Below are 26,382 nucleotides of genomic sequence, written 5' to 3'. Positions count from 1 at the left end.
TTATATTGGAGTTGAATTAACGGTAATTACCTTATTGTGATAAAAACCAAGAATTTTTACTATAGAAGATATTTAGTAAATGGTTTATCTGATTGATTATTTTTTAATGAACAAAAAAATACGAGCCAATGACTCGTATTTAATTATTAATTTATAGATTTATTTATTGAGTGCTTTTACTTTCAGTATTATGCCCTCAACTGCAACAACTTCAACAGGATGACCCACTTCTAGATCTTGATTACATTTTGCTGACCATGTGCCGTCTTTTATCTTTACTCGTCCTGAACCATTGGTAATGGCATCAGTAACTATTGTTCTAATACCAATTAGTTCTTGTTGTGGTTGATTGATTTCAACTTTACTTGATTTGTTGTTATCGCGTTTTTTTAACCATACCCACCAAAGATAAGCAGATATTAACGTAAAAATAGCAAACAAAATCCATAAAACTGGCCAAGACAATGGTAAAATTAAGGCAATTAAACCAACAATAATGGCCGCAATTCCACTCCAAAGTGCATATCCGCCGGTTCCTAATAGCTCAGCAATCAGCAAAATACCACCTAAAGCAATAAATATCCAGTGAGGAGAATTATAAATAACCATTAAAAAATCTGTCATTGGTTGTTACCTATTATTAATTGAATTATATTTCCTATCATCTCCCTAACCAATTTATAACCAGTTAGGGAATATGATTTGCTTAAATTTAATTTAGTACAGCCTATTTAGTATTTTTGATTAATTCAGCAATACCACCAATGCTACCCATTAGGCTTGATGCATCAAGTGGCATCATCACAACTTTACTGTTATCTGAAGCACCGATTTGTTGTAACGCTTCAGTATATTTTTGTGCAACAAAGTAGTTGATGGCATTAATATTACCAGCTGCAATAGCATCCGAAACCATTTGTGTTGCTTTAGCTTCCGCTTCGGCTGCACGTTCGCGTGCTTCAGCTTGTAAAAATGCTGCTTGTTTTTCACCTTCAGCTTTTAAAATTTCTGACTGTTTTTCACCTTCAGATCGTAAAATAGCCGCTTGACGAACACCTTCTGCTTCAAGAATTTCTGCACGTTTATTACGTTCAGCTTTCATCTGCGCATTCATAGCTGCAATTAGTTCTGCCGGTGGACGAACATCACGAATTTCAATACGGGTAATTTTTATTCCCCATGGGCTAGTTGCATCATCGACAATACTAAGTAGTTTTGAGTTAATATGGTCACGTTGTGATAACATCTCATCAAGCTCCATACTACCAAGTACAGTACGGATATTCGTCATCATTAAATTAATCACTGCACGTTCAAGTTGATTAACTTGATAAGCGGCTCTTGCTGCTTCTTGTACTTGAATAAAGCAAACAGCGTCAATTTGCACATTAGCATTATCTTTAGAAATAACTTCTTGTGATGGAATATCAAGCACTTGTTCCATCATATTAATTTTACGGCCTACACCATCCATAAAAGGAATAATAATATTTAAACCTGGTTCTAGGGTATGCGTATATTTACCAAAACGCTCAATAGTATATTGGTATCCTTGTGGAACAATAGTGATAGCTTTAAAAACTGTTACAATTGCAAGTAAAACGATTACTGCAATAAGAATAAAAAAGATAGGCATAGATCAAAATCTCTAATTTTTATTAATAATTTATCGGAGTTGCTTATTTTAAAGACTAAAATCTGGTTTGGCTAGTTTTAATTCGTTTGATAAAAAATAGTAAACTTTTTTACTGTGAAAAGCCCTTCTGATTGCTAACAGGTAGACTTAATTTAAATGTACACAAAATATTCACTTGACAACACATCAATGAACTAGTTTAATAGTACAAGATCTTTTTTAGCAGATACAATAATGATAAATCAGCAATCCACATTAACTCATTGTAAACAAACTACAGTTTTGGGTTGGTGGCGCATCACTTTTTGCGGGTGATGTGATGATGTCCTTTTTTCATAATACCCGCTCAGTGCGGGTATTTTAGTTTTATAAAGATAAAAATAATTTTATAAAAGAGAGTCAACAATGAATAAGCCTACATTAACACAGATAATTAAAACCATTGGTTATTATCAGGATCCGACTCAGGTATTTTATCAACTTTGTGATAACAAACCGGCAACATTGTTACTGGAATCAGCTGAAATTGATAATAAGCAAGGTATCAAAAGTGTAATGATAGTTGATAGCGCTTTGACTATTTCTGCACTCAATAACCAAGTCACTTTTCAAGCTTTAACGAGTAACGGACAAAAATTATTACCTTTATTACTACAAGCTTTTCCTGATAACGTCGCTAAAACACAATTAGATGAACATAATCTTCAGCTAGTTTTTCCGGCTATTGATAATTTGCAAGATGAAGATTCTCGCTTAAAGTCATTATCAATTTTTGATGCACTAAGAACATTATTAAACATCGTTAATATCCCACAACAAGCGAGTTCTGATGCAGTGTTTGTCGGTGGTTTATTTGCTTATGATCTTGTTGCTGGCTTTGAAGATTTACCTCTGCTACCAACCGAACAACGTTGCCAAGACTTTCGCTTTTATTTAGCTGAAACATTACTTGAAATTAATCATAAAGACCGTGTTTCATTGTTAAAAGCAACGGCATTTACTTCTTGTCCTGATGAGACAAAACGCTTGAATCAACGCTTAACTGAGTTGCAAAGTAAACTTAATCAACCGATGAAAGCGATTAAGACTCAATCTTTAGCAGAAATAAATGTTTCATGTAATAAGAGTGATGATGATTTCAATACCATAGTTAAAAAAATGCAGGATGCTATCCAACAAGGTGAAATTTTCCAAGCCGTTCCTTCAAGACGTTTTTCATTACCATGCCCTGAACCATTATCTGCTTACCAAGTGTTAAAAAATACCAATCCAAGTCCATATATGTTTTATATGCAAGATAGCGATTTTGTTCTGTTTGGTGCATCACCAGAAAGTGCCCTTAAATATAACAAGACCAATAATCAAGTTGAAATTTATCCTATTGCCGGTACTCGACCTCGTGGTTTATCCGCAAGTGGTGAGATTGATTATGATTTGGATAGCCGACTAGAACTTGAAATGCGCACTGATAAAAAAGAGTTGGCTGAACACTTAATGTTGGTTGATTTAGCCCGTAATGATTTAGCTCGTATTTGCCAGCCGGGCACTCGTTATACTAAAGAGTTATTAAAAGTTGACCGTTATTCGTGTGTTATGCACCTTGTTTCAAGAATAGTTGGCCAGTTGCGGATTGATCTTGATGCACTACATGCTTATCAAGCAACAATGAATATGGGAACATTAACCGGCGCACCCAAAGTAAGAGCAATGCAGCTAATTGCTGAATCGGAAAAAATAAAACGTGGCAGTTATGGTGGCGCAGTGGGGTATTTAACCGCTAGTGGTGATTTGGATACCTGTATTGTTATCCGTAGTGCTTATGTTGAAGATGGCATTGCCACGGTGCAAGCAGGTGGTGGGGTGGTTTTAGACTCAGAACCACAATCAGAATCGGACGAATCACGTAACAAAGCTCGTGCTGTTGTTCGCGCGATTATGGCAGCGCATAATGTAGAAGGTGTATTCTAATGGCTAATATCTTATTTATTGATAATGTTGATTCGTTTACTTATAACTTGGTTGATCAGTTACGTCATAATCAACATAACGTGACAATTTATCGCAACACTATTCCGGCGGATGTGATTATCGAAAAATTATCACAAATGCAAAATCCTATCTTAATGTTATCGCCAGGTCCAGGTACGCCAAGTGAAGCAGGTTCAATGCCTGAATTACTAAAACGTTTAAAAGGGAAATTACCGATTATTGGTATCTGCTTAGGCCATCAAGCGATTGTCGAATCTTATGGTGGTATGATTGTACCAGCTGGTGATATTTTGCATGGTAAAGCCTCATTAATTGAACATGATGGTCAAGCTATGTTTAAAGGCTTACCAAATCCATTACCGGTAGCGCGCTATCACTCATTAAAAGGTGAAAATATTCCAAAAACACTAACCGTTAATGCCATGTGTAATAATATCGTTATGGCGGTACGTAATGATGAAGATCGGGTTTGTGGTTTTCAATTTCATCCTGAATCGATTTTAACCATTCAAGGGGTAAAATTATTAGAGCAAACCATTGAATGGGCACTTAATCCAGTTCAAAAACAACCGCAAGCAAAACAAGAGGCAATTGTTGATAAGCAAGAATATAATATCCAACCGATTTTAAATAAATTGTACTTAGGACAAGTATTATCTCAAGAAGAGAGTAAAATACTGTTTAATCTCATAATTCAAGGTAAAATCGAACCAACAGTTCTGGCAACCGCGATTATAAGTATGAAAGTGCGAGGTGAACAACCAGATGAAATCGCCGGTGCGGCGCAAGCCTTACTTGAAAATGCCGATGCTTTTGAAGTTCCTGATTATGATTTTACCGATATTGTTGGTACAGGTGGTGATGGCACGAATAGTATTAATATATCAACAGCTAGTGCTTTTGTTACTGCGGCCTTAGGGTATAAAGTCGCTAAACATGGTAACCGAGGGGTATCAAGTAAATCAGGATCCTCCGATGTACTATCTGCTTTAGGTATCAAATTAAATATGTCAGCGGAAGCCTCACGTAAAGCGCTTGATGAATTAGGGGTATGTTTCTTATTTGCTCAACAATATCATTCCGGTTTCCGTCATGCTGCGCCAGTTCGTCAACAATTAAAAACACGCACAATTTTTAATGTGCTAGGACCGTTGATAAATCCATCACGACCAAAACGTATTTTACTCGGTGTTTATCACCCTGATTTGATAAAACCGATTGCAGAAACATTAAAAATGTTGAACTATACCCATGCTTATGTGGTACACGGTGCCGGTATGGATGAAGTCGCGATTCATGGCGAAACCCAAGTTGCAGAAGTAAAAAACGGCGAAATTCGCTATTTCACCCTGACACCACAAGATTTTGGTTTACAACAATACACCTTAAAAGATATTGAAGGTGGTACGCCGGAAATGAATCGCGATTTATTGCTAGCGATTTTACAAGGACAGGGTAAACCCGCCCATGAAGCAGCGATTGCCGCAAATGTGGCGATGTTGATCAGTCTATTTGGTGAGTCAGATTTAAAACTAAATGCCCAACGCGCAATTGAATTGATGCATAGTGGCAAAGCCTATGAGCTATTACAGAAGTTAGCAGCAAGATAATAAGTGGAGAATAAAATGGCAATTGCAGCATTAACCGAAAATGTTGAAATGGCAACAGTGTTAAAAAAGATTATTGCAGATAAACAACTATGGCTGGCTGAACAGCAAGCTAAAAATCCACTGGCTAACTTTAAAAGCAAAGTTGTACCGAGTGATCGTGATTTTTACCAAGCGTTAACACAACCGAAGACGGTATTTATCTTAGAGTGTAAAAAAGCATCGCCATCAAAAGGTTTAATTCGTGAAGATTTTGATCCGGCAACGATTGCTAAAGTTTATAAAGATTATGCCTCGGCAATTTCAGTTTTAACCGATGAAAAATATTTTCAAGGTCGGTTTGAATTTTTACCAATGGTGCGTAATGAAGTTACTCAACCGGTACTTTGCAAAGATTTTATTATCGATGAATATCAAATTTACTTAGCGCGATATTATCAGGCGGATGCTATCTTGTTAATGTTATCGGTGGTAAATGATGATGAGTATCGCCATCTTAGCCAAATTGCTCATCAACTTAATATGGGGGTTTTGACTGAAGCCAGTACGGAACAAGAAGTTGAGCGAGCCATTCATCTTGGCGCCAAAGTTATTGGTATTAATAATCGTAATCTTCGTGACCTGTCAGTAGATTTAAATCGAGTAAAAACATTATCTAAATCTATCCCTGCTGATCGAATTATTATCAGTGAATCGGGTATTTACACTCATAATCAAGTTAAAGATCTTAGCCATTATGCTAACGGTTTTTTAATTGGTAGCGCGTTAATGTCTGAGTCAAATCTAAATCTAGCTATTCGTAAGGTGATGCTAGGAGAAAATAAAGTCTGCGGTTTAACCAGAGCGCAGGATGCTATCACCGTTTATCAAGCGGGAGCGGTTTATGGTGGATTAATTTTTGTGGCAAATTCACCAAGATATATCACAGTAACTAAGGCACGTAGTGTTATCGCAGCAGCTCCGCTCAATTGGGTCGGTGTATTTAAAAATAGTGATATTGAAGATGTTTGTGATATAGCTAAACAACTGTCACTTTATGCGGTGCAATTGCATGGCCATGAGGATGATAATTATATTCAGACACTTCGCCAAAAATTGCCAGTAGCCTGTCAAATCTGGAAAGCATTAAGTATCGGCGATAGTATTCCATATCATGATAATTCATTGGTATCAAGGTATATATTTGATAATGGCGCCGGTGGAACAGGTAAAAGTTTTAATTGGTCGCTATTACGTGGCAAAGATTTAAGTAACGTCATTTTAGCTGGTGGTATCAATCCGCAAAATGTTAGTGAAGCACTCGCTACCGATGTCATAGGTGTTGACCTTAACTCGGGCGTTGAAGTTTCACCCGGAATTAAAGATAAACAAAAAATTACAGCAGTATTTGAACAAATTTAACTAATTATATTGAAGGAATGGTTATGTCTAAATTAAATCCTTATTTTGGCAAATTTGGCGGTCAATATGTACCGCAAATTTTAATGCCAGTGCTTGAACAACTTGAGGATGCTTTTATATCGGCGATACACGATCCGAGTTTCCAAAAAGAATTTAGCGATCTTTTGGTTAACTATGCAGGTCGTCCAACAGCCTTAACATTATGTAAAAATCTCACTGCTGGTACCAAAACCAAACTTTATTTAAAACGAGAAGATTTAGTTCACGGTGGTGCCCATAAAACAAACCAAGTATTAGGCCAAGCGCTGTTGGCTAAGAGAATGGGTAAAACCGAAATTATTGCCGAAACGGGTGCTGGTCAGCATGGTGTCGCTTCAGCATTAGCTTGCGCATTATTAGGTTTAAAATGCCGAATTTACATGGGCGCCAAAGATGTTCAACGCCAAGCTCCAAATGTATTTAGAATGCGACTGATGGGCGCCACCGTCATTCCGGTGGAAACGGGTTCAGCAACGTTAAAAGATGCTTGTAACGAAGCGCTACGCGATTGGTCTGGTAGTTACCAAACCGCACACTATATGTTAGGTACGGCTGCTGGTCCGCACCCATTCCCGACTATTGTGCGTGAATTCCAACAAATGATTAGCCGTGAAGCAAAACAACAAATTTTGGAAAAAGAAGGGCGATTACCAGATGCCGTTATTGCTTGTGTCGGTGGTGGTTCAAACGCTATTGGTATGTTTGCTAATTTTATTGATGATAAATCAGTCAGATTAATTGGTGTTGAACCTGGTGGACATGGTATTGAAAGTGGTGAACATGGTGCATCACTTAAACATGGCAAACTTGGCATCTACTTCGGTATGAAAACTCCAATGATGCAAACCGATGAAGGGCAAATAGAAGAGTCTTATTCGATTTCCGCAGGCCTAGATTTTCCAGCGGTAGGTCCACAACATGCTTATTTAGATAGTATTGGGCGAGCAGAATATGTCTCTGCCACTGATGACGAAGCCCTTGAAGCATTTCAAGCTTTATCACGTCATGAAGGGATCATCCCAGCTTTAGAATCATCACATGCATTAGCATATGCACTGAAAATGATTAAAGAAAATCCAAACAAAGAACAACTATTAATTGTTAATTTATCTGGTCGTGGTGATAAAGATATCTTTACGGTTTATGATGTATTAAAAGCAAAAGGAGAAATAGAATGAGTCGTTATCAAAAACTGTTTGATCGTTTAACAGTCGAAAAACGTGGTGCATTTGTTCCTTTTGTTCCGGTTGGTGACCCAAACCCACAACTTTCAAGTCAAATTATTCAAACTATGATTGATGCTGGGGCTGATGCGTTAGAATTAGGCATTCCTTTTTCTGATCCAATGGCGGATGGACCAACAATTCAAAATGCTAATATTCGTGCTTTTAATGGTGGTATAACCGTTGAAAAATGCTTCGAAATCTTAACTAACATTCGAACTAGTAATCCAGATATTCCTATTGGATTATTAATCTATGCCAATTTAGTATTTAAAAATGGTATTGATAACTTTTATGATAAATGCGCCAAAGCTGGTGTTGATTCTGTATTAGTTGCTGATTTACCTGTTGAGTATGCGGAAGAATTTACTGGTGCCGCCGAACAACATGGCATAGCTCCGATATTTATCTGTCCACCTAATGCTGATGATGAGGTGATAACAAATATTGCTAAGCATGGTAAAGGTTATACTTATTTAGTCTCACGAGCTGGGGTAACTGGTACGGAAAATCGAGCTAATAAACCACTTACACATTTACTCGAAAAATTGACAGAGTTTAAAGCACCGCCTGCGATTCAAGGATTTGGTATTTCAGAACCGGCTCAGGTCAGTGAAGCGATTAAATCGGGTGCCGCAGGCGCAATTGCTGGTTCAGCAACGGTCAAAATTATTGAAAATAACCTTAATAATCCAACCAAAATGTTGAGCGAACTAGCGAGTTTCGTTAAAACGATGAAAGCTGCAACGCAAAACAATAACAGTAAAACTATCCGCTGATTATTCAGCGGAATTTATTACTTGAAAAAACAATAATTGTACTTATATTAACCTTAACTTGAGATTAATTGTAATTAGTTGCGACACAAAATCATAGCAATTTAGTTTTCAATAACTTTAAGGTCTTTTTGTTAATTATGCTATGATTTTCGGTTGCAATTTTTACAAAAGACAGTATAATCTTCAGCCATCTATCGCGGGGTGGAGCAGCTTGGTAGCTCGTCGGGCTCATAACCCGAAGGTCGTTGGTTCAAATCCAGCCCCCGCAACCACTTAAATTTTCATTCATATTAATCTATCCCATTTTTATTGTCTGAAAGTTCGAATCAAGTGGCTTCATTATATTAAATTTTAAATGTAGCCTCGCTTGTCGGGGTTTTTTTATATGTTATGATTTAAACGCAAGTTTAAAAGGAATGTTGGGCTTTATGCCCTTTTTTATTTTCTGCAGTGGAGGTTTGTTTGGCTAATTTAGAACAGCAATTGACCGATATCATTCAAGAACCAGTTAATGCACTTGGTTTTGAGCTAGTTGGTATTGAATATATTCGTGGTCGTTATCCCGTTTTACGCGTATATATTGATAGTGAAAATGGTATTACCGTTGATGATTGTGCTGATGTTAGTCGACAAATTAGTGCGGTACTTGATGTTGAAGACCCTATTACAGATGCCTACAATCTTGAAGTTTCATCTCCAGGTATGGATAGGCCTTTGTTTACGCTTGAACACTATCAACGTTTTGTTGGTGAAGAAGTCATCGTCAGTTTGCGTATTCCGGTTGCCAATCGCCGCAAGTGGAAAGGACAGATTAAATCCATTGAGAATGAAATGATTACGTTTAATGTAGATGGAAATGATGAAGTGTTTGCTTTTAGTAATATTCAAAAAGCAAACATTGTACCAAATTTTAACCTTAAATAGAGTACAGGTGTAAAGGATGAATAAAGAAATTTTAGCTGTTGTTGAAGCAGTATCTAATGAAAAAGCTCTTACCCGAGATAAGATTTTCGAAGCGTTAGAAACCGCATTAGCGACAGCCACTAAAAAGAAACATACTGTTGATATCGATGTTATTGTAAAAATCGATCATAAAACTGGCGATTATGATACGTTTCGTCGTTGGTTAGTAGTGAATGAAGTCACTCAACCCACTAAAGAAATAACCCTTGAAGCAGCACAGTTTGAAGATCCTGATGTAAAATTAGGTGATTATGTAGAAGAACAAATTGAGTCAGTCGCGTTTGACCGTATTACAACCCAAACCGCTAAACAAGTTATTGTGCAAAAAGTACGTGAAGCTGAGCGTGCAATGGTAATTGACATGTTTAGAAACCGTATCGGTGATATCGTGACTGGTATTGTTAAAAAGACCAATCGTGATAGTGTTATCCTTGATTTAGGTAATAACGCTGATGCAATGATGTCTCGCCATGATATGTTACCTCGTGAAAATTTCCGAATTGGTGATCGTGTACGTGGTATTTTATATCTTGTTGAACAAGATAATAAACCAGCACAACTTTGTGTTAGTCGTTCAAATCCACAAATGATGGAAGAGTTATTCCGCATTGAAGTGCCGGAAATCGGTGAAGAGATGATAGACATTAAAGGTGTATCTCGTGATCCTGGTTCCCGTGCTAAAATTGCGGTTAGCAGTAATGACCGTCGTATTGATCCTGTTGGTGCTTGTGTTGGTATGCGAGGCGCACGTGTTCAAGCGGTTTCAAATGAATTTGGTGGTGAGCGTATCGATATCGTTCTTTGGGATGATAATCCTGCACAATATGTTATCAATGCTATGGCGCCAGCCGATGTTGTGTCAATCGTGGTTGATGAAGATAAACACACTATGGATGTCGCAGTTAATGCTGAAACATTACCACAAGCTATTGGTCGTAACGGACAAAATATTCGTTTAGCATCACAACTTACTGGTTGGACGTTAAATGTCATGAGCACAGAAGATTTGCAAGAAAAACATCAAGCTGAATCTTTTGCAGCAATTAATAATCTAATGAAACATTTAGATATTGAAGAAGATCTTGCCCAGCTTTTAGTTGAAGAAGGTTTTACTTCATTAGAAGAACTAGCTTATGTACCAGTTGAAGAGTTATTAGAAATTGATGAACTTGGTGAAGAGCTGGTTGAAGCATTAAGAAATCGAGCAAAAGATGCATTAACAACTATTGCTCTTGCGCATAGTGGTGATAAACGACCTGCTCAAGATTTATTAGAACTACCAGGTATGACACAAGAATTAGCCTATCAATTAGCACAACGAGATGTAGTAACTTTAGAAGATTTAGCTGAACAAGGTACAGATGATCTTGCGGATATTGAAGGCTTAACAAGCACACAAGCTGGCGATTTTATTATGGCTGCCCGTAATATTTGTTGGTTTGCAAATGAATAATTGAGGGAAAGTAATACATGACCAAAGTATCAATCGAAACACTGGCTCAAGAGATAAAAACTCCAGTGGAAACGCTTTTGCAACAGTTTGCTGATGCTGGTATTAAAAAAACTGCATCGGATTCTGTTACCCAAAAGGAAAAAGAAGCTTTGCTTGCGCATTTAAATCCTCAGCAAGGCCCAACAAAATTAACGCTACAACGTAAAACACATTCAACATTGAATGTGTCTAGCGGTGGAGGTAAGAGTAAAGAAATCAAAGTTGAAGTTCGTAAAAAACGAACTATTGTTAAACAAGATCCCGCTGAGTTAGAAAAAGCACGTCTTGAAGCGGAACAAAAAGCCAAACAAGAAGCTGAGTTAAAAGCGCGTAAAAAAGTCGAAGAAAAGGCAAAATTAGCTGCTGAAGAACAAAAGAAACGTGAAGAAGCAGAAGCTAAAAAGCGTAGTCAAGAACAAAAAGCTAAAGCTGCTCAAGAACAAGCAGCTGATCCAAAAGTGAAAAAAGCACAGGAAGAAAAAGCACGTTTAGAAGCTGAAGCTAACGAAATTAAACGTAAAGCTGAAGAAGAAAACCGCCGTAAACTTGAAGAAGAAGCTAAACGTATGGCGGAAGAAGCGCGCAAACTTGCTGAACAATATAACGAAACAGAAGAAACCAATAATAACAGTGATGATGAAGATTATCACGTAACTACCTCTAAATATGCTCGTGCGGCTGAAGATGATACCGATCGTGAAGTCGAAGGTGGTCGAGGTCGTGGTCGTGGTACTAAACAGACTAAACAGAAAAAAACCAGCAAATTATCTGAAGGTAAAGCTGAACGTGAAGAAGCTCGAGCTGTAACTCGTGGTAACCACAAGAAAAAAGGCAAAAGTACTTTACAACAAGGCTTTAACAAACCAGTTCAGGCTGTTAACCGAGATGTAATTATTGGTGAAACCATCACTGTTGCCGAGCTAGCCAACAAAATGGCTGTAAAAGGCTCAGAAGTTATCAAAACCATGATGAAAATGGGGGCAATGGCAACTATTAATCAGGTTATTGACCAAGAAACTGCACAATTGGTTGCTGAAGAAATGGGACACAAAGTGGTACTTCGTCGTGAAAACGAACTTGAAGAATCACTAATGAGCGACCGTGATACAGGTGCTGAAAAAGTATCACGCGCTCCAGTTGTGACTATCATGGGACACGTCGACCATGGTAAAACATCACTTCTTGACTATATTCGTAAAGCGAAAGTTGCTTCAGGTGAAGCCGGTGGTATTACTCAGCATATTGGTGCTTACCATGTTAAAACCTCAAGTGGTGAAATCACTTTCTTAGATACTCCTGGCCATGCTGCATTTACTTCAATGCGTGCTCGTGGTGCTAAAGCAACGGATATAGTGGTACTTGTTGTTGCTGCTGATGATGGTGTAATGCCACAAACAATTGAAGCTATTCAGCATGCTAAAGCTGCGAATGTGCCAATCGTTGTTGCTGTAAATAAGATTGATAAACCAGAAGCCGATCCAGATCGTGTTAAAGGCGAACTAGCTCAATATGGCGTTATGTCAGAAGATTGGGGTGGGGATACTCAATTCGTCCATGTTTCAGCAAAAGCGGGAACTGGTATTGACCAATTATTAGAAGCGATTCTGTTACAAGCAGAAGTTCTTGAGCTTACTGCTTATGAAACGGGTATGGCTAGTGGTGTGGTTATAGAATCATTCCTTGATAAAGGTCGTGGTTCTGTTGCTACCGTACTAGTTCAATCAGGTACACTACGTAAAGGCGATATTGTACTGTGTGGTTTCGAATATGGACGTATTCGTGCGATGCGTAACGAATTAGGTAAAGAAGTTACTGAAGCTGGTCCTTCAATTCCGGTAGAGATTTTAGGTCTTTCTGGTGTACCGTCAGCTGGTGATGAAGCGACGGTTGTGCGTGATGAAAAGAAAGCTCGTGAAGTAGCCTTATATCGTCAAGGTAAATTCCGTGATGTTAAACTAGCTCGTCAACAGAAAGCTAAACTTGAAAACATGTTTACTAACATGACTGAAGGTGATGTATCTGAACTTAATATCGTCCTTAAAGCTGACGTACAAGGTTCCGTTGAAGCAATTTCTGATTCATTACTTAAACTATCTACTGATGAAGTTAAAGTTAAAATCATTGGTTCAGGTGTAGGTGGTATTACTGAAACTGACGCATCACTTGCTGCAGCATCTAATGCAATCATTTTAGGTTTTAACGTTCGTGCTGATGCATCTGCGCGTAAAGTTGTCGAAGCAGAAAACTTAGATCTCCGTTACTATTCGGTTATTTATGACCTAATTGATGAAGTTAAACAAGCAATGAGCGGTATGCTTGCCCCAGAATATAAGCAAGAAATTATTGGCCTTGCTGAAGTACGTGATGTCTTTAAATCACCTAAATTTGGTGCAATCGCTGGTTGTATGGTAACTGAAGGTGTAGTTAAACGTCATAATCCAATTCGTGTATTGCGTGATAACGTGGTTATCTATGAAGGCGAACTTGAATCACTACGTCGCTTCAAAGATGACGTTAACGAAGTTCGTAACGGTATGGAATGTGGTATTGGTGTTCGTAACTATAACGATGTTCGTGTAGGTGATACTATCGAAGTCTTTGAAACTGTCGAAATCAAACGTACTATTTAATTAATACGTTAACATGTTATAAGCAAGGTTTTAACCTTGCTTATTCACATTTTAAGGAAAATAGATATGGCAAAAGCATTTAATCGATCATCTCGAGTTGGACATGAATTACAAAAAGAGATTGCGATTATTTTACAGCGTGAAATCAAAGATCCACGCTTAGGCATGGTGACTGTTTCTGGTGTAGATATTTCACGTGATCTCTCTTATGCCAAAGTATTTGTCACTTTTTTAAATGATGATGATCCACAAGTTATTGAACAAGGATTGAATGTCTTAAATGATGCAAAAGGATATATTCGAACGTTGATCGGTAAAGCCATGCGTTTACGAATTATTCCTGAAATTAAATTCTTTTATGATGAATCGCTTGTCAAAGGTATGCAGATGTCTAGTTTAGTCTCTGATGTGATTAAGCAAGACAACGAACGTCATAAAGATTAATAATTAAAAGCACTCAATTTTTGTAAAAAATATTGAGGAGTGTTATCCGTTTCAATTTAAATATCTATGATGAATATAAAGAAAATTCGCCGTGATGTTCACGGCGTTTTGTTATTAGACAAACCACAAGGCATGACATCAAATGATGCCTTACAAAAAGTGAAAAGACTATTTAATGCTAAAAAGGCAGGTCATACTGGTGCTCTCGATCCTTTAGCAACCGGAATGTTACCGATTTGTTTTGGCGAAGCAACTAAATTTTCACAATACTTATTAGATTCTGACAAGCGTTATCGAGTAATTGCTAAATTGGGTGAGCGTACAGACACGTCTGATGCTGATGGACAAATAATCTGTACTAAACCTGTTGATGTTACTCAACTTCAAATAGAGCAAGCATTAACTCATTTTCGTGGTGATATTTTACAAGTTCCAACCATGTTTTCGGCTTTAAAATATCAAGGTAAGCCGCTTTATGAATATGCTCGTCAAGGTATTGTCATTGAGCGAGAAGCCAGACCGATCACGGTTTACGAAAACCAGTTTATTCAATACGATTCGGCTAAACAGGAATTAACGTTAGAGATCCATTGTTCAAAAGGGACTTATATCCGTACTATCATTGATGATTTAGGTGAATTACTTGGTTGTGGAGCCCATGTGATTTATTTAAGACGTTTACAAGTGTCAAATTATCCAATTGATAAAATGATTAGCTTGGATGAATTACAAAATATTACTGATAAAGCACAATTACTCATGCCGGTAGATAGTCCATTACAAGATAGCCCGAAAGTGCAATTGAATGATAGCCAAGGTAGCGATATCTTATTAGGTAGAACAATTAAATTAGCTGACAGTGTAGCAGTAGAAACTTTAGTTAGAATATATCAAGATCAACAATTTATTGGTGCTGGTATTCAACTATTGGATAAATTGTCACCTAAAAGATTGATTTCTACTTCTTAATTTTTTTATTACCTTTCATTAATAGAAGATTAGTTAATAAAAAAAGCTTCAGTTTCAATAATATGGCATCGTGCTAACGATGTCATATTTTGTTTAAGTAAATCACAAAGTAAGTGTACTGATTTATTGCCCATTTCATAGAGTGGTTTGTTAATTCTATTCAATTTATCCAAATCATTATATTGATATTCATTGCTATGGCTAATATAAGCAATTGACATTGATTTTAACTGATTTGATTGGCTTTTATTGACTTGATGTAAGGCTCCAAATAGAGAACGATAACAAGATAAATAATTTTGTGCATGATAGCTATCTGAATCGAAGAAGGACAAACTGCTTAAATCTTCAAAAATAATAGCTGTTGGTGGTTTATTACTATTTAATAAGGTTTTAATTGCATCTCGTCCATGTTCATAAGTTAAACAGCCTTGAATGATATAGTCGGAATCAATTGGTAAATTATATCGTTGAAAGGATTGTTGATAACCTTGGAGGAAAAAAGATGAGTTAATACTTTTATCGCTATTAACAAAAATAGCGATCCGTTGGTTACCTTTTTTAATTAACTGTTGCGTTGTTTTAAAACCAATTGTGAGATGATCAAAATAGACACAAGAAAAATTATGTTTGTAATGATTTACAAATACCATTGGCGGTAATGATTTTTTATAACTATATAGATTCTCTAAATAAGGTGCTTGATTAATTATTAAAATACCAATAAAGCGATTTTGAGTAATGTAATGAACCAAATGATAAATATCACTATCGTCTTGGTAAGAAAATTGTAGATAGCAAAATTGTAATTTGACTGCATATAAAGCTTGTTCAATACCGTAATTGATTAAACTTTTTGAAATGAGTTGATTATCAATAATTAATATTCTATTACTGGTATGATCTAGTTGGTAGTCTTTCAAGTTTTCTGACAGATCAACATTTAAGGCTTTCATTGCTTGATAAACAACAGATTGGGTTTGTGACGATGTCATATTAGGTGTTCTTAGTACTCTAGATACAGATGCCACTGAGACCTTAGCTTTTTTCGCAATCGCTGATAATGTAATTTTTGCCATAATTCTTACTGAAACCGAACAAGAGATATAATTACTTTAACGAAGAACAGCGAAATTGTAATTAGCTAATATCTATTTTTTCGAGCAAGATTCCAAAGTTAGAAAACATCTTTTTGCGAAATATTTGGCAATATAGTGGTATAATTGCCACTAAATTTTTTAATTCGGGTTTATCATATGTCTGCATGGAATATTGCCATTGTTGGTGCGACAGGACAAGTGGGTTCTGCGCTAATTGAGTTATTAAATAACTCAAAAACTATTGAAATTGAAAATCTCTATTTAGTCGGTAGCGACAACAGCGCCGGTGAAGTTGTGCGCTTTGCGGGTAAAAATTTAACGGTAATTGATAGTGAGCAGATGGATTGGAGCCAATGCCATTTTGCTTTTTTTGTTGCCGGCAGTAAAACCAGCGAAAAATATGCTCAAACAGCCGCACAAGCAGGTTGTATTGTTATCGATGCTAGTGGCTTTTTTGCTGATCAAGATCATATTCCATTAATTGTACCGAAAGTAAATAACAGTGTACTAACCGAATATCGCAATGAAAACATCATTGCTGTAGCTAGCCCAACGGTATCTCAATTATTGCGCTGCGTGGCGTCATTAGCTGATATCCAGTTGTTAACTAATCTACATGTAAGTAGCTTTATTCCATCATCACTATATGGCAAACCCGGTGTTGACGAACTTGCTGGGCAAAGTGCTCGGTTACTAAATGGTATGCCTGTTGATAATCAATTGTTTGACAATCAACTTGCTTTTAACTTATTACCTGTTTCCCATGAGTCTGACCACCTAAGTTTAGGTGAACACTCACAAATTAATCAAATCCGTAAAGTGATAAGCAATTATGATTTACCTATCTCTATTGAATCAGTTATTGTTCCGGTATTTTATGGATTGGCTCAAGCGGTTAATGTTTCAAGCAGTTTACCAATTGAATTAGATATGGCTCGTTTTGATGAATTTGGCGTTGAAGTAAAAAGTGAAGATTTACCAACACCGGTAACCGAAGTAAATACTGATGCTGAAAGTAATCTGACGATCAAACTCGCTAATTTACGACACAGCTATGGTAATTATGAGCAAATCCAATTTTGGTCAGTGGCGGATAATGTCCGTTATTTAGGTGGTTTAATGTTAATCGAGACGTTAGAGATCTTAATTAATGACTACCTGTAAGATTGCCTTAGGTATCGAATATGATGGTAGCGGTTATTTTGGTTGGCAACGTCAACAACATGTTGATTCAGTACAACAAAGATTAGAATCGGCTTTGTCAGTAATCGCTAATGAACCTATCGCGGTATTTTGCGCTGGGAGAACTGATGCCGGAGTTCATGCAACAGGGCAAGTCATTCATTTTGAAACCACTGCTCAGCGTGCTGAAGGAGCATGGACAATGGGTGTCAATTCCCATCTTCCTGACAATATCGCTGTACGCTGGGCAAAAAGTGTTGATGATAGTTTTCATGCTAGATTTAGCGCAACAGCTCGCCGTTATCGATATGTGATTTATAACCACCGTTATCGTCCGGCTATTTTAGCTAAAGGGGTATCACACTATTATCTGCCATTAAATGAACAACTCATGCATCAAGCAGCACAATATTTATTAGGTGAAAATGACTTTTCATCGTTTAGAGCGGCGCAGTGTCAATCACGGACACCTTGGCGTAATATTCATCATATTGCAGTTACAAGACAGGGCGAATATGTTATTGTCGATATTAAAGCCAATGCCTTTGTTCACCATATGGTGCGTAATATTGTCGGGAGTTTGCTAGAGGTTGGCGCAGGCAATCAACCACCGCAATGGATCGAAGCTTTATTAGCGGCAAAAGATCGTACCCAAGCAGCAGCAACGGCAAAACCTGAAGGATTATATTTAGTTCAGGTGGATTATCCATTAGAATATCAACTTCCTAATTGCGCTTTAGGCCCATTATTTATACAGTAAGCTAATTAGTTATAGGTTAAATGAATTTAAAAATACAAAGATGAATGCAATGAAAAATGATGAAACAAGTTCGAATAAAGAACTGAAAAATCAAGACGCAAAAAAATCAAATTTGCAAAATATAAAGTTGCCTCCTCATTCTATTGAGGCAGAACAAGCTGTGCTTGGTAGCCTAATGTTGGATAATCAACGTTGGGATGTTGTCGCAGAAATGATTACTGACCGTGATTTTTATTCTCGTCATCATCAATTAATATTTTCAGAAATGCATACCTTAGTCAGTCGTGGTACTCCGATTGATTTAATTACACTTTCTGAAAGTTTAGAAAGTAAGGATTTACTGATCGATGTTGGTGGATTTGCGTATTTAGCTGAACTTTCTAAAAATACTCCTAGTGCGATTAATGTGGTTGCGTATACCGATATTATTCGTCAACAAGCTATATTGCGTGAATTGATTAGTGCTTCAAATGAAATAGCCGACAACTGTTACTCAACTGAAGGTCGAGATAGTACGGAAATTTTAGACTTAGCTGAAAGCAAAATTTTCCAAATTGCCGAAAGTCGTACCAAGCAAGGTGAAGGGCCTAAAAATATTACCGATGTGCTTGAAGCTACGGTAGCAAAAATTGAAGAGCTATTCCAGCGCCCACATGATGGGGTGACTGGAGTATCGACAGGCTTCCTTGACCTAGACAAGAAAACAGCAGGTTTACAACGTTCAGATTTAATCATTATTGCGGCTCGTCCATCAATGGGTAAAACGACATTTGCCATGAATCTCTGTGAAAATGCCGCTATGATGCAAGAAAAACCAGTTCTTATTTTTAGTCTTGAGATGCCGTCAGAGCAAATTATGATGCGTATGTTAGCATCTCTATCACGTGTCGACCAAACTCGTATTCGTACAGGTCAACTACAAGATGATGACTGGGCTAGAATATCGAGCACTATGGGCTTACTGCTTGAGAAGAAAAATATCTATATCGATGACTCCTCAGGATTAACACCGATGGAGTTGCGTTCACGGGCACGACGAATCTATCGTGAACATAAAGGATTAAGTATGATCATGGTCGATTATTTACAGCTTATGCGTGTACCTAATATTTCTGAAAACCGAACACTTGAGATCGCCGAAATTTCACGCTCATTAAAAGCCTTAGCAAAAGAATTGCAAATCCCAGTTGTTGCACTTTCGCAGCTTAACCGTAGCTTAGAGCAACGCGCCGATAAACGACCTGTTAACTCTGACTTACGTGAATCAGGCTCTATTGAACAAGATGCTGACGTGATTATGTTTATCTATCGTGATGAAGTCTATAATGAAGCGTCGGAACATAAAGGTATTGCCGAAATCATCTTAGGTAAACAGCGTAATGGTCCAATAGGTAAAGTGAGATTAAAATTCCAAGGTCAATTTTCAAGATTTGATAATTATGCTGATGCCGGTAAATATTTAGATGATGAATAATAAACTCAACTAAATAACTAGTGTAAATGTGAAAAAACATAACATTTACACTAGCTCAATTAACATTTTATCTTATGGTTAGCATAGACTCGATAAAACTGAGCCATAACAAAGATAAACGCCTGTAAAATCACAATACAAGCACTGGTTGAGGCATCTAGATGAAAACTGATTAATGTACCGGTTACCGTCGAAAAAGCTGATACAATCACCGCAATCACTAACATCTTTTCAAAACGTTTGGTTAACAAAAATGCAGTAATACCTGGGGCAATTAGCATTGCAATAACTAAGATAACACCTGCCGCTTTAAGTGATCCAACAATGGTTAGCGCCAAAATACTTAATAAACCGTAATGCAATAATTTAACTGGTAAACCAACCACTTTGGCTTGTACGGCATCAAAGCAGTACAACATTAAATCGCGGCGCTTAACAATCACTATAACCGAAACAATGCCCGCAATAGTAATAATCTGTATTAATTCTTGATAACTAGTACCTAATACGCTACCAAATAGAATATGGTTTAAATGTTGGGATGTTTCTACTTTAGAAAATAACACCAAGCCAAAAGCAAACATTCCCGAAAAAACAATACCCATCACGGTATCTTCTTTAATTCGACTGTTTTCCTTAATATAACCGGTGGCGACAGAACAAAATAATCCTGAAGCAAACGCACCTATCATTAGGGGGATTCCAATTAAATAAGCGAGTACAATACCAGGTAATACTGCATGAGAAATAGCATCCCCCATTAATGACCAGCCTTTTAATACTAAAAAACATGACAGCAAAGCACAAACAATCCCCGTAGCTAAGGCGGCCAGAATAGCACGTTGAACAAAAGGAATTGTTAGGGGATGATAAATAAGCTCCCATAATATAGTCATACTGCTCCCCCTTTAATACGTCTTGCTTGCTTAATTCGACGACGGTTTGAAATCAATCCTTGTCTTGGCGCAAAGAAGAAAGCAGTCAAAAAGATTAAGGTTTGTAGTGTCACAATTACGCCACCGGTTTCACCATTTAAAAAATAACTTATCCAAGCGCCAATTGCACTAGTTGATGCACCAATAACCACTGAAATAATTAATAACCTTGTAAACCTATCCGTGAGTAAGTAAGCGGTTGCTCCTGGCGTTACCACCATCGCAATGACTAATATTGCTCCCACAGTTTGCAGAGCTGCAACCGTACAAGCACTTAAAATAGTGAAGAATAAAATCTTTAATGGTAATGGTTTTAAACCAATAGAGCGTGCATGTGTTTCATCAAAAAACACCACTAACAGATCTTTCCAGAATAAGAGTAATAAAATAAATGAAACCAGAATGATGATTTGCACTTGTCTCATATCACTATCATCAATTCCCAAAATATTCCCAAAAATAATGGTTTGGGCATTAATTGAGGTTGGATTTAATGAGATGATTAAAAGGCCAATAGCAAAAAAGGTTGAAAAGATAAAACCTATAATTGCATCTTCTTTTAAACGAGTAAAAGCACGGACAATGATTATTGATAAGGCAGCCAACAATCCTGTAAAAAACGCCCCAACCGAATAAGGATAGCCGATCGCATAGGCACCAGCCACACCTGGTACTACAGAGTGGGAAAGGGCATCACCCATTAAAGACCAGCCTTTTAACATCAAAAACGCCGATAAAAATGCACAAGCGGCGCCAACTATACTACTTACCCAAATAGCTTTTAACATAAAGCCATAGGTAAAAGGTTCTAGAAGTAGTTCCATTTAGTTTTGCCCTTTAGGTTCAATTATCGTTGGTTCGACTAATAAATCCTGATGAGATGAACTATCACTACCTTCACCGTAAAATACAGCAGCACGTTCGTCATCAGTTAAAATCGACATCTTGCGAGGATCTTCATCCTCATGCAATTGTTCACCTGATAAGCTTAAATAACGTAGAGCACCACCAAAAGTTGTCATCAAATTTTGTGGTGTAAAGGTGGTTTTTGTTTCGCCAAAAGCTAATACGGTTTGGTTAATTAACACCACTTGATCACAAAATTCAGGGACACTACCTAAATTGTGGGTAGAAACCAAAATTAAATGGCCTTCATCACGAAGATCTTTAAGCAGATCGATAATGGCATTTTCGGTTTTAACGTCAACGCCGGTAAATGGCTCATCTAACAATAAAACCTTACCTTGTTGAGCTAAAGCTCTTGCTAAAAAAACACGTTTTTTTTGACCACCAGAAAGCTGACCAATCTGGCGGTGTTTAAAATCCAACATATTGACCCGTTCTAGCGCCAAATCGACTTGTCTTTTGTCCTCTTTACTTGGTATTCGTAAAAAAGACATATGACCATAGCGTCCCATCATCACCACATCAGAAACTAAAACCGGAAAATCCCAATCGACTTCCTCAGTTTGTGGAACATAGGCAATAATATTTTGCTTCAATGCTTGTTTTACCGAAATATTATTAAAAGTCACTTGTCCTTTAGTTGGTTTTATCATGCCCATAATGCTTTTAAATAGTGTTGATTTACCACTACCATTAACGCCAACCAGCGCACAGATTGTGCCACCATTTAAGCGAAAGCTTGCATCATGAATTGCGGTGTGACCGTTATTATAAGTCACGGTAATATCATCAACATTTAAGCAAATTTGAGTCATTATTTTTCAAATCCTTTAGCGATTGTTTCAACAGTCACTTTTAACAAATCGATATAAGTTGGTACAGGGCCATCTTGAGTTGAAAGTGAATCAACATATAACACACCACCGTATTTAGCACCGGTTTCTTTACTGACTTGTTTAGCTGGTTTATCTGAAATGGTGCTTTCACTAAATAAGACCGGAATATTATTCGCTCGAACTAGATCAATAAGGCTTTTAACTTGTTTGGGCGTGCCTTGTTGCTCGGCATTAATTGGCCATAAGTAAGCTTCTTTAAGATTATAATCACGCGCTAAATAACTGAATGCCCCTTCACTAGTCACTAACCAACGTTGTGATTCTGGAATTTTAGCTAAACGCTCACGAAGTGGGGCATCTAGCGCTTTAATTTTAGCTACATAATCTGCGGCATTCTTATTATAGATTTCGGCATTTTTAGGATCATATTTAACAAAAGCGGCTCGAATATTTTCAATATAGGTTAAAGCTAAGGTTGGTGACATCCAAGCATGTGGATTTGGGTTACCTTTATAACTGCCTTCTTGAATTGGCATTGGATCGATTCCTTCTGTAACTACAACTGAAGGTACATCTTTAATATCCTCAAAAAAACGTTTAAACCAAAGTTCCAAGTTTAAACCATTCCAAAGCACTAAATCAGCAGAAAGAGCTTTAGTAATATCTTTTGGGGTAGGATCGTATTCATGAATTTCGGCTCCTACCTTAGTAATGGATTCAACAATTGCAGCATCACCGGCAACGTTTTGGGCAATATCTTGAATGACGGTAAATGTGGTAACCACTTTAAATTTCTTTTCATCAGCCGATGCTGAATTAGCTAAGCCAGTTAAAACTAACAATGATGTTAATATCATGTTTAATAATGTTCTGCGGCTTTTAAAAAAATTAAATTTCATTAGCGAATCCTTATCAAATACTACCTTTTCAAGCTAGATTGAAATATAAAAATAAGTTATAGATAAAATTAGTTAGAAATGAATGAAATCCTTTTCTAAATAAACTCCTAATAACAAAACTATAATATTTAAATGCTAATGAGAATTATTATCATTTAATTAATGAAAGTCAAATTATTTTTATAACTAATTCGATTAATGTTAAATAAAGATACAAAAAAAGCGTAGATAGATACATCTATTAGATTGATAGCTAATGTAGTGTTAAACTTAGTGATAATTGTAATATCTGACAATAAAGTTCAATTACAACTTAAAAAACTAACGAGGTTAAACATGAAACTACGTAAAGTGATGATTATTGGTGTAGGTAATGTTGGTTCAACTACAGCTTATACATTGGTCAATCGTGGATTTTGTGAAGAAATTGCACTGGTTGATCTTAATAAGGATTTAGCTTACGGTCATGGTCAGGATTTGTTAGATGCTGCCGCCTATCGACAAAATATGATTAAAGTCAGTTTGCGTGAATCGACGGACTGTGCAGATATTGATATTGCCGTTATTACTGTTACCTCCGGATTAGCGCAAAAAAGTAGAGCTGAAGAACTTACTGGTACTTCTAAAATTATGTCTAATCTTATTCCTAGTATGATGAAAAGTGGCTTTAAAGGAATATTTTTAATTGCTACTAATCCGTGTGATGCGATTACTTATCAAGTTTGGAAGTTATCTGGTTTACCTCGTCATAGAGTTATTGGTACTGGTGTTTGGCTTGATACCGTGCGTTTACGACGCCTATTGGGAGAACAAATGGATATTGGTCCACAAAGTATTGATGCATTTATTGTTGGCGAACATGGTGATTCGCAGTTTCCAGTTTGGTCACACTCATCGGTTTATGGTATCAATCTCAATGATTTAGAAAGTAAAAAAATCGATTTTAATGATATTGGACTAAAAGCTAAAAACAAAGGCTTTGAAATTGTCAAATATAAGCATTGTACTGAATATGGTATAGCTAGCACTATTGCAGAGATCTGCCAACATATTTTTACCAATAGTCACCGAGCATTAGCACTTAGTTGTGTATTAGATGGTGAGTATGGTTATAAAGATTTAGCAATAGGCGTACCGGCAATCTTAGATCAACATGGTATTAAGAAAGTTATTGAACTTGATTTTAATGACAACGAAAAAAAATTATTCACCAATAGTGTCGATATTGTGAAAGGATACATTGATCATATTAATTTGTAATTGTTAAAAATTTTGATTATAAGGGCGTTTTCAGACTTATTATCAGTTATTGATTACGCCCAACGTTACTATAATACAAATTATTTAATTAAATTTTTAAATGAAATATTAAATATACGATTTATATTCTTTATTAAGGTAAACGTCCGTTGATATTTAGTATTTAAAATTTTGTAAACTTGATTCAATTGAACAATCACCTTCGCAATATCCTCAGTAGATAATCCTTATTATTACATTCTAATTTTTATTATTTCAACAGAATTAATTGAAGTTGGTGAATAGTTTTGATTTGCATATTTTTCAATTAATAATATTATTTTTATAACTATCATATAATTAAATACTGATTACACAATTATTACCAAAAAAGTGGTTATTTGCCTATTTGATTGGAATCATTATTATGTAATATATCGTTATATATTTTAGTTATAATTTTAACTTTAATTATTAGCAATTAAATCTAATTCAATTACCTTAATGAGATTGTTTTAATAAAAGGAATTAATACATGAAAAAAGTACTTATCTCTATAATGTCGGTGGTGTTATTAACTGGCTGTAAAGTCGAATTGACTCCAACCGTAAATTTAAGTGATATAAATAGTGAAACAGTGAAAACTATTTCATCAAAATTAATTGTAGAAGTGACCGCGTGTGCTGATTATAAAGATTCTCGTAATGAATCATCCAGCTTAATCGAAGCTAAAAAGGGGATAACCGAAGTATTTGGTGATGCCAAATATATTGAATGTTATAGAGAAAAAATGGATTCAAAAGCGTTATTTGAAATTCCTATCACTGTTGGTGGTAAAGAATTAACTGGTGATATCCAATTAGCTAATGCCGATTTTGGTGGAGGTATGGTGTTAAAAATGTCACCAACCTTAAAAACTAAAATTGACAAAGTCAGTAAGTCTGGAATGTCTAAAATACAGCCATCAGTAACAATAAAACTCAAAAATGATACTAGCGAAAATGTTGATATTGTTGCTCATGCATCATATCTAAACGATAAGCCAATGACTGTATCGACTTATACACTGTTAGCAGGAAAAGAAACTATCTTCAAATTATCTGATGTTTCAGTGTCATCTGCATTTGATAACGGTGTTTCAATTATTTATGAAGATTTAAATAATAGAATGAAATTAGAAAAATAAGAACCTAACCAAATAAAAAAAATGAAGTGACCCCCAATAGTTGGACAACCAATTACTGGGGGTCACTTCAATATGAGGTTTTTTTATTCTATAAATATTAATCAAATCAGTTTAGCAAACTCATCACTTGTTGTTGCCAAGATATATAATTTGGTGTTCTATATAACACTTCATCAAGTTTATCCTTAGGTATAACTTCGACACTTATATAATCATTGAATGAACCAGCAAATTTTTGCGTTTCTATACCATTAACTCTTTAATAATACATTGAGAAAATATAGTGTTAACTAAAAAATTGATTCGCCCCCTGTAGGGTAATTAACATGATCTTACTTTCAATCATACACGGTAGTGTATATAATATCGTCTATCATCATTCATCGATTGATTAATTAACTAATTTTGTTAGTTTATGTGATGATCTCATAATGATTGCCATAACTTCAGCGCAAGTTGCTCGTTACTAGTGCCGAATTAGTGATGGACTCTTATCAATATGAGGGGGTATGTACAATTAAATTAATGCTGACTTTAACAGTGTTTACCATTATTGGGCTTCTGTTTGTTCCAAAAACGAAAAGCTTTTTATAAACCTGTTTTATGGTGCTATCAATTGACATACTCAATAGACGTTTGGATTTATGTACCACTTCCTAGTGTCTAATTTTCATTTTCGGAATCGAAAAATAA

The 26,382-nt window shown here is 36.3% G+C and carries 23 protein-coding genes and 1 tRNA gene; 16 read left to right on the top strand and 8 right to left on the bottom strand.

The features are described from left to right. Positions 1–159: 159 nt before the first annotated feature. Together H3U96_RS09950 and H3U96_RS09945 are read right to left on the bottom strand one after the other, a co-directional pair. Positions 160–624, bottom strand: a complete 465-nt coding sequence (locus tag H3U96_RS09950; RefSeq protein WP_086360525.1) for an NfeD family protein — start codon at positions 622–624, stop codon at positions 160–162. Positions 625–727: 103 nt separating this feature from the next. Continuing rightward, complete coding sequence (locus tag H3U96_RS09945) at positions 728–1,636, bottom strand: SPFH domain-containing protein (RefSeq protein ID WP_086360524.1); 909 nt, start codon at positions 1,634–1,636, stop codon at positions 728–730. A 405-nt stretch (positions 1,637–2,041) separates the two neighbouring features. Here H3U96_RS09945 and H3U96_RS09940 point away from each other — a divergent pair, with 405 nt between their 5' ends. The 11 genes from H3U96_RS09940 (at position 2,042) to truB (ending at position 15,172) form a co-directional block, all read left to right on the top strand. After that, entirely contained in the window at positions 2,042–3,604 is a 1,563-nt protein-coding gene (locus tag H3U96_RS09940) for an anthranilate synthase component 1 (RefSeq protein ID WP_198196472.1), read from the top strand. Continuing rightward, positions 3,604–5,235, top strand: a complete 1,632-nt coding sequence (trpD, locus tag H3U96_RS09935) for a bifunctional anthranilate synthase glutamate amidotransferase component TrpG/anthranilate phosphoribosyltransferase TrpD (RefSeq protein ID WP_198196470.1) — start codon at positions 3,604–3,606, stop codon at positions 5,233–5,235. The genes H3U96_RS09940 and trpD overlap by 1 nt, the downstream gene beginning before the upstream one ends. A 15-nt stretch (positions 5,236–5,250) precedes the next feature. Next, complete coding sequence (gene trpCF, locus H3U96_RS09930; protein ID WP_232347779.1) at positions 5,251–6,633, top strand: bifunctional indole-3-glycerol-phosphate synthase TrpC/phosphoribosylanthranilate isomerase TrpF; 1,383 nt, start codon at positions 5,251–5,253, stop codon at positions 6,631–6,633. A gap of 23 nt (positions 6,634–6,656) precedes the next feature. Beyond that, positions 6,657–7,850, top strand: a complete 1,194-nt coding sequence (gene trpB, locus H3U96_RS09925) for a tryptophan synthase subunit beta (RefSeq protein WP_232347778.1) — start codon at positions 6,657–6,659, stop codon at positions 7,848–7,850. Further along, a complete protein-coding gene (gene trpA / locus H3U96_RS09920) occupies positions 7,847–8,674 on the top strand; it encodes a tryptophan synthase subunit alpha (RefSeq protein ID WP_198196466.1) in 828 nt (275 codons plus the stop codon). The genes trpB and trpA overlap by 4 nt, the downstream gene beginning before the upstream one ends. Before the next feature lie 195 nt (positions 8,675–8,869). Further along, positions 8,870–8,946, top strand: a tRNA-Met gene (locus H3U96_RS09915). A gap of 190 nt (positions 8,947–9,136) precedes the next feature. Beyond that, on the top strand, positions 9,137–9,598 hold the full coding sequence (gene rimP, locus H3U96_RS09910; protein WP_065578449.1) for a ribosome maturation factor RimP: 462 nt from the start codon (positions 9,137–9,139) through the stop codon (positions 9,596–9,598). A 16-nt stretch (positions 9,599–9,614) separates the two neighbouring features. After that, positions 9,615–11,090, top strand: coding sequence for a transcription termination factor NusA (gene nusA / locus H3U96_RS09905; RefSeq protein WP_086360519.1), 1,476 nt, complete (start codon positions 9,615–9,617; stop codon positions 11,088–11,090). A 17-nt stretch (positions 11,091–11,107) separates the two neighbouring features. Beyond that, positions 11,108–13,759, top strand: a complete 2,652-nt coding sequence (infB, locus tag H3U96_RS09900; protein WP_065578447.1) for a translation initiation factor IF-2 — start codon at positions 11,108–11,110, stop codon at positions 13,757–13,759. Between the two features lie 66 nt (positions 13,760–13,825). Beyond that, on the top strand, positions 13,826–14,203 hold the full coding sequence (gene rbfA, locus H3U96_RS09895) for a 30S ribosome-binding factor RbfA (protein WP_034882735.1): 378 nt from the start codon (positions 13,826–13,828) through the stop codon (positions 14,201–14,203). Positions 14,204–14,269: 66 nt separating this feature from the next. Continuing rightward, positions 14,270–15,172, top strand: coding sequence for a tRNA pseudouridine(55) synthase TruB (gene truB / locus H3U96_RS09890; RefSeq protein ID WP_065614091.1), 903 nt, complete (start codon positions 14,270–14,272; stop codon positions 15,170–15,172). A gap of 29 nt (positions 15,173–15,201) precedes the next feature. Here truB and H3U96_RS09885 read toward each other — a convergent pair whose 3' ends face one another. After that, entirely contained in the window at positions 15,202–16,251 is a 1,050-nt protein-coding gene (locus H3U96_RS09885; RefSeq protein WP_065578445.1) for a LacI family DNA-binding transcriptional regulator, read from the bottom strand. Between the two features lie 177 nt (positions 16,252–16,428). Between H3U96_RS09885 and H3U96_RS09880 the strand changes: the two genes are divergently transcribed. From H3U96_RS09880 to dnaB, 3 genes are read left to right on the top strand one after another with little or no spacing between them, the layout of a single operon-like run. Further along, complete coding sequence (locus H3U96_RS09880; RefSeq protein WP_086356795.1) at positions 16,429–17,436, top strand: aspartate-semialdehyde dehydrogenase; 1,008 nt, start codon at positions 16,429–16,431, stop codon at positions 17,434–17,436. Continuing rightward, on the top strand, positions 17,423–18,214 hold the full coding sequence (gene truA / locus H3U96_RS09875; RefSeq protein ID WP_086360516.1) for a tRNA pseudouridine(38-40) synthase TruA: 792 nt from the start codon (positions 17,423–17,425) through the stop codon (positions 18,212–18,214). Before H3U96_RS09880 ends, truA begins: the two co-directional genes overlap by 14 nt. A gap of 49 nt (positions 18,215–18,263) precedes the next feature. Further along, positions 18,264–19,688, top strand: coding sequence for a replicative DNA helicase (gene dnaB, locus H3U96_RS09870; RefSeq protein ID WP_232347777.1), 1,425 nt, complete (start codon positions 18,264–18,266; stop codon positions 19,686–19,688). A gap of 59 nt (positions 19,689–19,747) precedes the next feature. Here the strand turns inward: dnaB and H3U96_RS09865 are convergent, their stop codons facing one another. Genes H3U96_RS09865 through H3U96_RS09850 form a run of 4 tightly spaced genes read right to left on the bottom strand, consistent with a single transcriptional unit; the run spans position 19,748 to position 23,222 of the window. Then, positions 19,748–20,584, bottom strand: coding sequence for a metal ABC transporter permease (locus tag H3U96_RS09865; RefSeq protein WP_086360514.1), 837 nt, complete (start codon positions 20,582–20,584; stop codon positions 19,748–19,750). Beyond that, positions 20,581–21,447 (bottom strand): metal ABC transporter permease, encoded by an 867-nt coding sequence (locus H3U96_RS09860; RefSeq protein ID WP_065578440.1) that lies wholly within the window; start codon positions 21,445–21,447, stop codon positions 20,581–20,583. Before H3U96_RS09860 ends, H3U96_RS09865 begins: the two co-directional genes overlap by 4 nt. Then, a complete protein-coding gene (locus H3U96_RS09855) occupies positions 21,448–22,344 on the bottom strand; it encodes a manganese/iron ABC transporter ATP-binding protein (RefSeq protein WP_086360513.1) in 897 nt (298 codons plus the stop codon). Further along, a complete protein-coding gene (locus H3U96_RS09850) occupies positions 22,344–23,222 on the bottom strand; it encodes a metal ABC transporter substrate-binding protein (RefSeq protein ID WP_086321044.1) in 879 nt (292 codons plus the stop codon). The genes H3U96_RS09855 and H3U96_RS09850 overlap by 1 nt, the downstream gene beginning before the upstream one ends. Positions 23,223–23,600: 378 nt before the next feature. Between H3U96_RS09850 and H3U96_RS09845 the strand changes: the two genes are divergently transcribed. Next, positions 23,601–24,524, top strand: a complete 924-nt coding sequence (locus H3U96_RS09845; RefSeq protein ID WP_065578437.1) for an L-lactate dehydrogenase — start codon at positions 23,601–23,603, stop codon at positions 24,522–24,524. Between the two features lie 514 nt (positions 24,525–25,038). Beyond that, positions 25,039–25,689, top strand: coding sequence for a hypothetical protein (locus H3U96_RS09840; RefSeq protein ID WP_086361308.1), 651 nt, complete (start codon positions 25,039–25,041; stop codon positions 25,687–25,689). A gap of 106 nt (positions 25,690–25,795) precedes the next feature. Here the strand turns inward: H3U96_RS09840 and H3U96_RS11460 are convergent, their stop codons facing one another. Then, entirely contained in the window at positions 25,796–25,936 is a 141-nt protein-coding gene (locus H3U96_RS11460) for a CbrC family protein (RefSeq protein WP_199283300.1), read from the bottom strand. Between the last annotated feature and the right edge of the window lie 446 nt (positions 25,937–26,382).

It is taken from the genome of Gilliamella sp. M0364, assembly GCF_016100565.1.
Taxonomy (GTDB): domain Bacteria; phylum Pseudomonadota; class Gammaproteobacteria; order Enterobacterales; family Orbaceae; genus Gilliamella; species Gilliamella apis.
Note: the sequence above shows the minus strand (reverse complement) of the source record. Positions and strands in the feature narration are given on the sequence as shown.

Coding starts and splice junctions, on each gene's coding strand:
- H3U96_RS09865 (WP_086360514.1), bottom strand. CDS start 20,584: ATGACTATATTATGGGAGCTTATTTATCATCCCCTAACAATTCCTTTT.
- trpB (WP_232347778.1), top strand. CDS start 6,657: ATGTCTAAATTAAATCCTTATTTTGGCAAATTTGGCGGTCAATATGTA.
- nusA (WP_086360519.1), top strand. CDS start 9,615: ATGAATAAAGAAATTTTAGCTGTTGTTGAAGCAGTATCTAATGAAAAA.
- truB (WP_065614091.1), top strand. CDS start 14,270: ATGATGAATATAAAGAAAATTCGCCGTGATGTTCACGGCGTTTTGTTA.
- trpD (WP_198196470.1), top strand. CDS start 3,604: ATGGCTAATATCTTATTTATTGATAATGTTGATTCGTTTACTTATAAC.
- H3U96_RS09885 (WP_065578445.1), bottom strand. CDS start 16,251: ATGGCAAAAATTACATTATCAGCGATTGCGAAAAAAGCTAAGGTCTCA.
- rbfA (WP_034882735.1), top strand. CDS start 13,826: ATGGCAAAAGCATTTAATCGATCATCTCGAGTTGGACATGAATTACAA.
- trpA (WP_198196466.1), top strand. CDS start 7,847: ATGAGTCGTTATCAAAAACTGTTTGATCGTTTAACAGTCGAAAAACGT.
- trpCF (WP_232347779.1), top strand. CDS start 5,251: ATGGCAATTGCAGCATTAACCGAAAATGTTGAAATGGCAACAGTGTTA.
- infB (WP_065578447.1), top strand. CDS start 11,108: ATGACCAAAGTATCAATCGAAACACTGGCTCAAGAGATAAAAACTCCA.
- H3U96_RS09950 (WP_086360525.1), bottom strand. CDS start 624: ATGACAGATTTTTTAATGGTTATTTATAATTCTCCTCACTGGATATTT.
- truA (WP_086360516.1), top strand. CDS start 17,423: ATGACTACCTGTAAGATTGCCTTAGGTATCGAATATGATGGTAGCGGT.
- H3U96_RS09860 (WP_065578440.1), bottom strand. CDS start 21,447: ATGGAACTACTTCTAGAACCTTTTACCTATGGCTTTATGTTAAAAGCT.
- H3U96_RS09840 (WP_086361308.1), top strand. CDS start 25,039: ATGAAAAAAGTACTTATCTCTATAATGTCGGTGGTGTTATTAACTGGC.
- H3U96_RS09850 (WP_086321044.1), bottom strand. CDS start 23,222: ATGATATTAACATCATTGTTAGTTTTAACTGGCTTAGCTAATTCAGCA.
- H3U96_RS09945 (WP_086360524.1), bottom strand. CDS start 1,636: ATGCCTATCTTTTTTATTCTTATTGCAGTAATCGTTTTACTTGCAATT.
- H3U96_RS09845 (WP_065578437.1), top strand. CDS start 23,601: ATGAAACTACGTAAAGTGATGATTATTGGTGTAGGTAATGTTGGTTCA.
- H3U96_RS09880 (WP_086356795.1), top strand. CDS start 16,429: ATGTCTGCATGGAATATTGCCATTGTTGGTGCGACAGGACAAGTGGGT.
- H3U96_RS09855 (WP_086360513.1), bottom strand. CDS start 22,344: ATGACTCAAATTTGCTTAAATGTTGATGATATTACCGTGACTTATAAT.
- dnaB (WP_232347777.1), top strand. CDS start 18,264: ATGAAAAATGATGAAACAAGTTCGAATAAAGAACTGAAAAATCAAGAC.
- H3U96_RS09940 (WP_198196472.1), top strand. CDS start 2,042: ATGAATAAGCCTACATTAACACAGATAATTAAAACCATTGGTTATTAT.